Origin of the sequence: Halobacillus sp. A5 (genome assembly GCF_024189315.1) — a bacterium.
Lineage (GTDB): Bacteria > Bacillota > Bacilli > Bacillales > Halobacillaceae > Halobacillus_A.
In genome coordinates this window covers 48,882-60,418 of record NZ_JAIZEO010000004.1, presented here as the reverse complement: position 1 = coordinate 60,418, position 11,537 = coordinate 48,882, and the positions used below count along the sequence as shown (strand labels likewise).

Below are 11,537 nucleotides of genomic sequence, written 5' to 3'. Positions count from 1 at the left end.
GGTACGAATGAATGAACAAGAAGCACAGCAACGCTTACAATCACTACGAGAAGAAATCCATCAATACAATTATGAGTATCACACTCTGGATGCTCCTAGTGTATCTGATTATGAATATGACAAAAAAATGCATGAACTGCTAGATCTTGAAGCTGAGTTTCCTCATTTCGTCACGTCTGATTCCCCATCCCAGCGTGTAGGCGCCGAGCCGCTGAGCGCATTTCAGAAGGTGAGGCATAATGTGGCGATGCTCAGCTTAGGCAACTCCTTCGATGAACAGGAACTGCGTGATTTCGACCGCCGGGCAAGGGAAGGAACCGGCGAGGAAGTGACATATGTCTGTGAACTGAAGATTGATGGTCTGGCGGTTTCCTTAACCTATGAGGATGGAGTTCTCGTTCGTGGAGCCACTCGCGGCGATGGAACGGTGGGAGAGGATATTACCGTTAACTTACGTACCATCCGGACTATTCCGCTTCGCCTTCACAAGCCTGAGACTATTGAAGTCCGGGGGGAAGCCTTCATGCCGAAGAAATCATTTTTAAGGATGAACGAAGCCCGTGAGGAAAAAGGAGAAGAACTTTTTGCCAATCCAAGAAATGCTGCCGCAGGCTCACTCCGACAGCTCGATCCTAAGATTGCAGCTAAACGTAATCTGGATATCTTCTTATATGGAGTCGGCGAATGGCAGGGAGAGTCATCGTCCTCTCACAGTGAACGTTTGGAGCGCATGAAAGAAATTGGGTTAAAAACGAATCCTGAATGGAAGAAATGCCATTCGATTGATGAGGTTATTGAGTATGTGAACAGCTGGGTGGAACGCCGCCCTGATTTGAATTATGAAATTGACGGAATCGTCATTAAGGTAGACCGACTTGATCAACAGGAAGCGCTTGGTTTTACAGCAAAAAGTCCGCGCTGGGCAACCGCTTATAAGTTCCCGGCAGAAGAAGCGGTCACGAAATTAAACGATATCGAATTAAGCGTCGGGCGTACAGGCGTCGTTACACCTACGGCGATTTTGGAACCCGTGAAGGTAGCCGGAACGACTGTTCAACGTGCTTCCCTGCACAATGAAGACTTAATCCGCGAGCGGGACATCCGTATCGGCGATACTGTCGTGATTAAGAAAGCCGGCGATATTATTCCTGAAGTGGTACGTGTGCTCACAGACCAGCGGAGCGGTGAGGAAGAAGCTTATGCGATGCCGGAGCACTGTCCTGAATGTGACAGTAAGCTTGTTAGACTTGAGGAAGAAGTAGCACTGCGCTGTATTAATCCGAACTGCCACGCCCAGCTGCGCGAAGGTCTTATCCACTTTGTATCCCGTAATGCCATGGACATTGACGGTCTTGGGGAAAAAGTAATCGCACAGCTCTTCAAAGAAAATTTAATAGCTGCCATAGCTGATCTGTACAAGCTTCAGCGCGAGGAACTGCTGCAGCTGGAAAGAATGGGCGACAAATCAGTCGATAATTTACTGAAGGCCATCGAAGCCTCAAAAGAAAATTCACTGGAGAAGCTTCTGTTTGGTTTAGGGATACGATACGTAGGTACAAAAGCAGCCCAAACCCTGGCGCAGGAATTTGAAACGATGGACGCTTTAAGTGAAGCAGACATTGAAAGATTAGTGCAGGTGCCTGAGATTGGTGAAAAAATGGCCGACTCAATCGCCCGTTATTTTGCTAAGCCGCAGGTGCTCGAGCTCATTGAGGACCTGAAACAATCAGGCCTTAACATGGAATATAAGGGACCTAAGAAAAACGAGGGACCAGAAGATTCTCCTTTTAAAGGAAAGACAGTTGTTCTTACTGGGAAAATGGAGAATTACACGAGGTCGGAAGCTAAGAATATCGTCCAGGAACTCGGTGGGAAAGTAACAGGAAGCATAAGCAAGAGCACTGATTTATTGATTGCCGGGGAAGACGCAGGATCTAAGTACGAGAAAGCCGAAAAGCTCGGTGTAGAAATTTGGAACGAAGACGAATTTGCAAATGCTTTAACATAATGGGGAGTGGAATACATGAGGAAGCTGCACGCCGTTTGGTTAGCTATGATCCTTATTGTCAGTGCGTGTACACCCGTATATGATAATACCGACGAGGTTGTTCGCGAAACGACGGATGAAGACAGTGAAGAAAAAGCGATCATCCCAAACTATGATTTATCCGATGATACGTACAGGATGATTTTAACAGAAGGAGAATCGAGAATTTCAGCGGCACGAGGAGTAACGACGAATCAGATGGGGAACCGTCTGGACATCGCTGAATTTGAAGGCGGACTGCAGCGACATTCCAAAGAATTTTTCGATCCGGAAGAATATTACTTCCAGCCCGGACAGTTCTTAGATGAGGATACACTGCTCAGCTGGCTGGGCAGAGTTTCTGATGAAAACGAGGACGGACTGAATCCGGAGCTTGATGAAGAATCTGCCTCAGAGGAAGAATTCCGTGAGACTCCACGCTACATTTCAAACATAGTGGAACAAGATTATTTAATCCGTGAAGGGGACGATGATGTCGTCGAAGTAGCAGGATTAACCATAGGGATATCCATGCGCTCTGTTTATGACTTCCAGGCAGAAGGCAGGGAATACAAAGAAGATATATCAACGAGCGAGTCCTTGTCGAGAGGACAGGAGTACGCAGATACGATATTGGAGCGGCTGAGGGAAATAGAAGAGCTGCAGAATGTTCCTGTAGCCTTTGCTATATATGAAGAAGAGGAAGACAACGCAGAGTCTCCAGGTAACTTTTTAAGTAAAGGATACGCCGGAGAATCTAATAATTCAGTAGGCGGATGGGAAGATATTGATGAGGAATATGTACTATTCCCATCAGATGAAGCAGAAGAGGACCATTTCGACGATGCTGAAACATTTTCTGATTTCCGTACAGAAGTCTCGGATTATTTTCCAAACTTTGTCGGCATGATTGCAAACGGGTTTTACGTAGATGATGAATTACAGGAAGTAAAAATCGACATTCCGATTCAGTTTGACTCCCAATCTGAAGTAACCGGCTTTACCCAATATGTGTACAGTCTGGTCATGGAAATGTTTGAAGATCACTATTCCGTAGAAGTAAAGATTAACAGCATGGATCAACAGGAAAGCTTAATCGTCAAGGAACCAGACCAGGAAGAGCCTTTCATTCATATTTATGACTAATTATAGGAAGCCATGACGGCAGGCAGGAGCCTGAGCCGAGCCGTCGTGGCTTTTTGTTTTGCCCATAAGCGGTGAGTTTCTGCCCATAAACAAAAATATTCGCCCATAAAGGCATAGAAAAGCCCATAAACTGCATAATACCGCCCATAAATAACAATAGAAATAATTTGAAGAAACCAGCAACATACGATAGAATATTTTGTGGAAACGCTTAATGTAACAATTTTCAAAAAAAGCGTCTGACCCCAAAATATGAGGAGGCGGTTTTACATGGTAGTTCCTTACAAGCATGAACCTTTTACTGATTTTACAATTGAAGAGAATAGGAAAGCAATGGAAGATGCCATTAAGCAGGCTGAAGCAGACTTAGGCAAAGATTACCCGTTGATCATCGGCGGAGAGCGAATTATGACAGACGATAAAATAAAAGTAGTTAACCCAGCCAATAAAAAAGAGGTCGTTGGCTACGTGTCCAAAGCGAACCAGGACCTGGCTGAGAAAGCTCATCAAATTGCGGATGACACATTTAACTGGTGGAGAAAAACGAAAGCACAGTTTCGAGCTGATATTCTTTTCCGTGCTGCAGCAATTATCCGCCGCCGTAAGCATGAATTCACGGCTCATCTCGTGAAAGAAGGAGGCAAGCCTTGGAAGGAAGCTGACGCCGATACTGCAGAAGCAATTGACTTCCTGGAATATTACGGCCGGCAGATCATCGAAATCGATAAAGGGGTGGAAATTAACTCCCGGCCTATCGAAAATAACCGGTTCCATTACATACCGCTTGGTGTGGGAGTAGTCATTTCTCCATGGAACTTCTTATTCGCCATTATGTGTGGGACGACGGTGGCATCGATGGTATCAGGGAATACAGTCCTTCTTAAGCCGGCAAGTGCGACACCAATCATTGCGTTTAAGATGATGGAAGTGCTCGAAGAAGCCGGGCTTCCCGCAGGAGTCATCAATTATATTCCTGGCAGCGGCAAAGAAGTGGGCGATTACCTCGTTGATCATCCTCGTACTCGCTTTGTAAGCTTTACTGGCTCCCGTGAAGTTGGAACGCGCATCTTTGAGCGGGCGTCAAAAGTTCAGCCAGGCCAGAAGTGGCTGAAGCGCACGATTATTGAAATGGGCGGAAAGGATACGATCGTGGTGGATAAGGACTCTGACCTGGAGTTGGCCGCTGTTGCCATCACATACTCTGCTTTCGGATTTTCCGGTCAAAAATGTTCTGCCTGTTCCCGGGTGATAGCGCACGAAGACATCTATGATGAACTGCTTGATAAAGTAGCAGCCAAAACGAGGGAATCTGTCTCCTATGGTGATCCTGCTGCACATGACACATACATGGGACCAGTTATCGATCAAGCGGCTTTCGATAAAATTATGAGCTATATTGACATTGGCAAGGAAGAAGGCAAGCTTGTGACTGGAGGAAAAGGGAATGACAGCAAAGGGTGGTTTGTAGAGCCGACTGTATTTGCTGAGTTAGCTCCTGATGCGCGCATAATGCAGGAAGAAATTTTCGGACCTGTGGTTGGTTTCACGAAAGCGAAGACGTTCGATGAAGCGATTGAAATCGCTAATAATACAGATTACGGCCTGACCGGGGCAGTAATTACGAATAATCGTCATAATCAGGAGAAAGCCCGGGAGGATTTCCACGTCGGAAACCTGTACTTTAACCGCGGGTGCACAGCCGCCATTGTCGGCTACCATCCATTTGGAGGGTTTAATATGTCAGGAACAGACTCCAAAGCCGGAGGACCCGACTATTTAATTCACCACATGCAGGGAAAAACAACTTCAGAGATGCTTTAGAGTCAGGCAGCCCCACTTTATGTTTTTGAAGCAGAAGTGGGGTTTTTTTATGAAAAAAGGGTATTAGGTAACTATCCGGATTGTGTCGTTTGAATCAGGGAAAAAGGCCCTGGAAATTATGGGATGATTACCCCTTCTAAACTTTTATTTATAAGATTATATGAATAGATATCATCTATATGGGAGAAATTTAATTATATATTGCAAATTAACGTATATTTAATCATGAAAAAGTTAATATTATAATTTTTGTAATGTTCTAACGACTATATTGTGATATAGTGGTAGCTGAGTTTGGCTTTTCTAACTTCTATGCTTGATTTGTAGGATTTCTGAATTATTTGAAAATTGCATAGAAGTGTATATTACAAAATATGGAGGTGACCTCGTGTTTGAACTAGCAGCCGCTGCAGGACAATATTCACTTTCAGGCGCAACATGGTTTTGGCTTTTTGTACCAATGCCGTTATTAATTATTCTATCACTTATCTCAGTATTTACAGGAAGGAGCGAATAAGAAAACATGGGTTCAGCAACATTAATTACGTTTATAGTATATCTCATAGGTATGCTGTTAATTGGTTTTGCAGCATATCGCTTAACAAGCGATTTATCAGATTACGTACTTGGAGGCCGTCGTTTAGGACCGGGAGTAGCAGCACTAAGTGCTGGAGCTTCAGACATGAGCGGGTGGCTGCTGTTAGGTTTACCGGGAGCGATTTATGCATCTGGTTTAGCAGAGGCATGGATTGGTGTAGGTCTGGCAATAGGTGCATACTTAAACTGGCAGTTTGTCGCTCGACGTCTTCGCATTTTCACTGAGGTTTTTCAGGACTCGATCACTGTGCCGGATTATTTAGAGAATCGTTTCCACGATCACTCACATATCTTACGTGTGATTTCTGCTCTTGTTATTTTAGTATTTTTTACGTTTTACACATCTTCAGGGATGGTCGCGGGAGCTACACTATTTGAGGCTTCATTTGAATTAACTTATAATCAGGCTCTATGGGTTGGCGCAATTGTTACCATTTCTTACACATTCCTAGGCGGGTTCTTAGCTGTAAGCTGGACGGACTTCGTACAGGGTATCTTAATGTTCTTAGCTTTAATAGCCGTTCCAATTGTAGCCGCACAGGAACTTGGCGGATTCACTGAAGCTGTAAATGCGGTTGGCGAAATTGATTCAGGACATCTGCAGATGGTACAGGGTGTCGGTGCAATGGCAATTATTTCATCTCTTGCGTGGGGACTTGGTTACTTTGGCCAGCCTCATATCGTCGTGCGTTTTATGGCTTTACGTTCACCTAACGACGTACCTAAAGCACGTCTAATCGGAATTGGCTGGATGGTTATCGGCCTTTATGGCGCTATTTTTACAGGGTTATTCGGAATGGCTTATATGGCCACGAATGACGTAGAGGGGTTAGGCAGCTTTGGTGTAGAACTGGTAAATGAGGGTGGAGTACAAATGCTCGATAACTCTGAAACCATCTTTATCGCGTTCTCACAAATTCTCTTCCACCCGATTATTGCAGGTATTCTCCTGGCAGCCATTCTTTCTGCTATTATGAGTACGATTGATTCACAATTGCTTGTATCATCTTCAGCACTTGCGGAAGACTTTTACAAAGCGATTTTCCGAAAAAATGCTTCTGACCGTGAGCTTGTATGGATAGGGCGCGCAGCCGTAGCCGGAATTGCACTTATCGCCATTCTGCTTGCAGGTAACCCGGATAGTACAGTACTCGAGCTTGTTTCCTACGCGTGGGCAGGATTTGGTGCCGCATTTGGTCCGATTATCGTACTGTCCCTATTCTGGAAAGGCATTACACGAAATGGTGCTCTTGCCGGGATTATTGTGGGAGCTATAACTGTGATTGTATGGGCCAGCTTGAGCGGAGGTATTTTTGATCTTTATGAGTTGTTACCAGGATTTATCTTAAGTGGTATTGCCGCTATCCTGGTAAGTTTAGCAGGTACACCTCCTAAAGAAGTAATCGCAGAATTTGAAGAAGCATCAAGCAAGTAATGTAAAAGGATCTCCAGCAGGCAGCTGGAGATCTTTTTTGTATAATAAAGAGAAGAAAAGGAGGAAAGCCATGATTATAAAAGAATGAAACAAGCCGGACCAAATGCTGGCGCTGGAATCCCTGCATAGAAGGACGAGTTTGAGAAAAGAAGAGATTGAAAAAGATCTCCTGCTGACGGGGGCAGGCTATCGCGGGTAAGAAGCGCTGGATTATCATTTACGGCAGCTCCCGTCTCATTATTAAATCTTTCATGATCTAAGGCTCGCCGCTGGTGAACTCTTCATTCAGCTGGACACCCTGCTCATAACAGAGAATCTCATGATCATTATCGAAGTGAAGAATATTACCGGCACATTAACCTTTGATGAAGAGCGGCATCAGATGATTCGCACGCTCGAAGGAAAAGAAGAAGCATTTCTCGACCCGCTGCTGCAAGTAAGAAGGCAGAAGAATCTTTTGCAAAAGTGGATCAACGCTAAGGGTTACCCCGAAACCCCCATTGAAACCCTCGTCGTCATAAGTAAACTCTCAACGATTATTCATACATCCAACCCCTCCGTCATCCACAGCGCCTATCTCCCCTTTAAAATAAATGAACTCTCAAATAAGTATGGCGGGCAAGTACTCGGGCAGAATGATTTACTACGCCTGGGTCAGGAGCTGAAGCAGGCTCATACACCACGAAAAGTCGATGTGCTTCAGAAATATAAAATTAAGAAAGAAAATTTACGGGTGGGCGTGCACTGCCTAGGCTGCAGAGCTCTGCCTATGATAAGGGTTTATGGAAAATGGCAATGTTCTTTTTGTGGAGTGGTTTCGGTGGATGCGCACATAGAGAGTCTGCGCGATTACCGATTGCTGTTGGGAAATGTTATTACGAATCGAGAGCTGCGAGGGTTCTTACAAATTGACTCTGAAAGAATAGCAAGGAGCATTATCCAATCCTTGTATCCAGTTGGGAAAACGAAAGGAAGGACATACAGGCTGGATTTTTAGTGATTGTCAGAATTAATGCATATAATGTCAGAAAAACTAGTTGGAATGTCAGAAAAACCACCTCAAATGTCAGAATCCCTGCGCCCGATTGGCTCAACTAACATTCAGGAAAAACCCCCTGAATGAAGTTTCGCTTTATGTTATGATAGGAAGGGTGTAAAGCTGTACGTTGCGAATGAAAACAGATTTTTGGTATGATCATATATTATGTGAGATCGAAATGGAGGTAACGACAATATGTCCCGAATTAGTAAAGAAGAAGTGAAGCACGTGGCACACCTGGCCCGTCTTTCCATTAAGGAAGAAGAAGCTGATCTTTTCACAAAGCAGCTTGACGATATTATTACGTATGCGGAGCAGTTAAATGAACTGGATACCGAAGGCGTAGAGCCGACGACACACGTTCTTGATCTGCAGAACGTGATGCGTAAGGACGAACCGAAGAAATGGATTGAAAAAGAAGATGCGCTTAAGAACGCACCAGATCATCAGGGTGGACAATATAAAGTCCCATCCATTTTGGAATAGGGAGGGTATTTCATGTCATTGTTTGAACATTCTTTACGTGAGTTGAAAGACAAGCTACATAGTAAAGAAATTAACGTAACAGATTTAGTCAATGAATCGTACAATCGAATTGAGGAAGTGGACGAGCAGGTTAAAGCTTTCCTTACGTTAAATAAAGAAGCTGCTTTAAAGCAGGCAGCTGAACTTGATGAAGCACGCGGCGACGATGCTGCCAAGCTTTTCGGCCTGCCAATCGGCGTAAAAGATAACATCGTGACCAAAGGCCTGCGCACGACAGCAGCGAGTCAGTTCCTGGATAACTTCGAGGATCCGCTTTATAACGCAACCGTCGTGAACAAGCTGAACGAAGCGAAGTCTGTGACGATCGGAAAGCTGAACATGGACGAGTTTGCCATGGGATCTTCCAACGAAAACTCAAGCTATTATGCGACGCGCAACCCGTGGAATACAGATTACGTTCCAGGCGGGTCAAGCGGTGGATCAGCTGCTTCCGTAGCTGCCGGCGAAGTACCATTTTCGCTTGGTTCTGATACAGGCGGATCCATCCGCCAGCCAGCAGCATTCTGCGGAGTTGTCGGACTGAAGCCTACCTACGGCCGTGTGTCCCGTTTCGGCTTGATCGCATTTGCGTCTTCCCTGGACCAGATCGGACCGATCACCCGCTCGGTTGAAGACAACGCGTACCTGCTTGAAACGATCGCAGGCTATGACAATATGGACTCCACATCTGCGAACGTAGAAGTGCCAAGCTATACAGATGCTCTTACAGGCGATGTAAAAGGGTTGAAAATCGCCGTGCCGAAGGAGTATCTCGGCGAAGGTGTAGCACCTGAGGTGAAAGAGGCCGTCCAAGCCGCACTGAAAAAGTATGAAGAGCTTGGAGCGACTTGGGACGAAGTATCCCTGCCTCACTCTAAATACGCCGTAGCGACATACTACCTGCTGTCATCTTCAGAAGCGTCCGCCAACCTTGCCCGCTTTGACGGCGTCCGTTACGGCAAGCGCACAGAAAACGCAGAAACGATGCTTGATATGTTCAAGCGTTCCCGTTCTGAAGGATTCGGTAACGAAGTGAAGCGCCGTATTATGCTTGGAACCTTTGCGCTCAGCTCTGGTTACTATGACGCCTACTACAAAAAAGCACAGCAGGTTCGTACATTGATTAAAAACGATTTCGAAAAAGTACTCGAAGACTATGACGTCATTGTAGGACCGACTACGCCTACTCCAGCATTTAAAGTCGGAGAGAAAATCGATGATCCGCTGACGATGTATGCGAACGATATTTTAACCATCCCAGTTAACTTAGCTGGTGTGCCGGGAATCTCTGTTCCTTGCGGCTTCTCATCTGACGGCCTTCCGATCGGCCTGCAGATTATCGGGAGACACTTTGATGAGTGCAGCGTTTATCGTGCTGCTCATGCTTATGAACAGGCGACAGACTTCCATAAACAACGTCCATCCCTTGGAGGTGCGCGCTAATGAATTTTGAAACAGTGATTGGACTTGAAGTCCACGTAGAATTAAAAACAGCATCTAAAATTTTCAGTCCTTCTCCGAACATGTTTGGAGATTCACCGAATACAAACGTTAACCCGATTGACCTTGGCTATCCGGGGGTGCTTCCTGTTCTGAACGAGGAAGCGGTAAACTATGCCATGAAGGCTTCAATGGCGCTGAATTGTGAGATTGCAACGGATACGAAGTTCGACCGTAAGAACTATTTCTATCCAGACAACCCGAAGGCGTACCAGATTTCTCAGTTTGATAAACCGATCGGGGAAAATGGCTACATCGACATTGAAGTCGATGGGGTGAAGAAGCGCATCGGCATTACCCGTCTGCACATGGAGGAGGATGCTGGTAAGCTGACACACAGCGATGACGGCTATTCTCTTGTTGACTTTAACCGTCAGGGGACGCCGCTGGTAGAAATTGTGTCCGAGCCAGACATTCGTTCACCAAAAGAAGCATATGCTTATTTAGAAGCATTAAAAAATATTATCCAATATACAGGTGTTTCGGATTGTAAGATGGAAGAAGGATCACTGCGTTGTGACGCGAACCTTTCCATCCGTCCAATCGGTCAGGAAGAATTCGGGACGAAGACGGAGCTTAAAAACTTAAACTCGTTCTCGTTTGTGCAAAAAGGCTTAGAGTTTGAAGAGAAGCGTCAGGAGAAGGTTCTTCTATCCGGCGGAGAGATTCTTCAGGAAACCCGCCGTTATGATGAACAGACGAAAGAAACCATCCTTATGCGTGTAAAAGAAGGCTCGGATGACTATCGTTACTTCCCGGAGCCGGACCTAGTGCCTCTTCACATTGATGAAGCGTGGAAAGACCGGATCTTCAGTCAGATTCCTGAGCTTCCGGATGCGCGTAAGAAACGCTACATTGAAGATTTAAAGCTGCCGGCATATGATGCAATGGTGTTAACGAATAACAAAGAGATGTCCGATTTCTTCGAGGAAACGATCGAGGCAGGCGGAGATGTGAAGCAGGCGTCCAACTGGCTGATGGGTGAAGTATCGGCTTATATGAACAAGCATGATAAAGAGTTCAGCGACATTGCCTTAACACCTGAAGGTCTGGCGAAGCTGACGAAGCTGATTGAAGACGGAACCATTTCCTCTAAGATCGCGAAGAAAGTGTTTGGAGACCTTGTAGAAAAAGGCGGCGACCCTGAGAAGATTGTTAAAGACAAAGGTCTTGTACAAATTTCCGACGAAGGTCAGCTGCGCGAAATTATTACAGGTATTCTTGATAACAACGAGCAGTCAATTGAAGATTATAAGAATGGAAAAGATAAGGCGATCGGTTTCTTAGTCGGCCAGGTGATGAAACAGACAAAAGGTCAGGCGAACCCGCCAATGGTAAACAAAATTCTTCTAGAAGAAATAGATAAACGTTAGATTTAAAGCGGCAAGGGTACGGCCCTTTCCGTTCACAATGAGAGCAGGCACTCATCGTGCGTGCTTTTATTCGTG

At 45.3% G+C, this 11,537-nt stretch carries 9 protein-coding genes; all 9 read left to right on the top strand.

Going from position 1 to position 11,537, the window contains the following annotated elements; translation table 11 throughout:
* Positions 1-7 precede the first annotated feature (7 nt).
* The 9 genes from ligA to gatB all read left to right on the top strand — a co-directional run bounded on the left by ligA (position 8) and on the right by gatB (position 11,462).
* On the top strand, positions 8-2,008 hold the full coding sequence (gene ligA, locus LF822_RS15570; protein ID WP_253925008.1) for an NAD-dependent DNA ligase LigA: 2,001 nt from the start codon (positions 8-10) through the stop codon (positions 2,006-2,008).
* A 15-nt stretch (positions 2,009-2,023) separates the two neighbouring features.
* On the top strand, positions 2,024-3,172 hold the full coding sequence (locus LF822_RS15565) for a CamS family sex pheromone protein (RefSeq protein WP_253925007.1): 1,149 nt from the start codon (positions 2,024-2,026) through the stop codon (positions 3,170-3,172).
* Between the two features lie 270 nt (positions 3,173-3,442).
* Positions 3,443-4,993 (top strand): L-glutamate gamma-semialdehyde dehydrogenase, encoded by a 1,551-nt coding sequence (pruA, locus tag LF822_RS15560; RefSeq protein ID WP_253925006.1) that lies wholly within the window; start codon positions 3,443-3,445, stop codon positions 4,991-4,993.
* 388 nt (positions 4,994-5,381) lie between these two features.
* Positions 5,382-5,510, top strand: coding sequence for a hypothetical protein (locus tag LF822_RS22865; protein ID WP_256522189.1), 129 nt, complete (start codon positions 5,382-5,384; stop codon positions 5,508-5,510).
* A gap of 6 nt (positions 5,511-5,516) precedes the next feature.
* Positions 5,517-7,025, top strand: coding sequence for a sodium/proline symporter PutP (putP, locus tag LF822_RS15555; protein ID WP_253925005.1), 1,509 nt, complete (start codon positions 5,517-5,519; stop codon positions 7,023-7,025).
* A 244-nt stretch (positions 7,026-7,269) separates the two neighbouring features.
* A complete protein-coding gene (locus LF822_RS15550) occupies positions 7,270-8,022 on the top strand; it encodes a nuclease-related domain-containing protein (protein WP_371925954.1) in 753 nt (250 codons plus the stop codon).
* Between the two features lie 237 nt (positions 8,023-8,259).
* Positions 8,260-8,550: an Asp-tRNA(Asn)/Glu-tRNA(Gln) amidotransferase subunit GatC gene (gene gatC / locus LF822_RS15545; RefSeq protein WP_253925004.1), complete on the top strand. Its 291-nt coding sequence runs from the start codon at positions 8,260-8,262 to the stop codon at positions 8,548-8,550.
* Positions 8,551-8,562: 12 nt separating this feature from the next.
* A complete protein-coding gene (gene gatA / locus LF822_RS15540) occupies positions 8,563-10,032 on the top strand; it encodes an Asp-tRNA(Asn)/Glu-tRNA(Gln) amidotransferase subunit GatA (RefSeq protein WP_253925003.1) in 1,470 nt (489 codons plus the stop codon).
* Positions 10,032-11,462, top strand: a complete 1,431-nt coding sequence (gene gatB, locus LF822_RS15535; RefSeq protein WP_253925002.1) for an Asp-tRNA(Asn)/Glu-tRNA(Gln) amidotransferase subunit GatB — start codon at positions 10,032-10,034, stop codon at positions 11,460-11,462. The genes gatA and gatB overlap by 1 nt, the downstream gene beginning before the upstream one ends.
* The last annotated feature ends 75 nt before the right edge of the window (positions 11,463-11,537 follow it).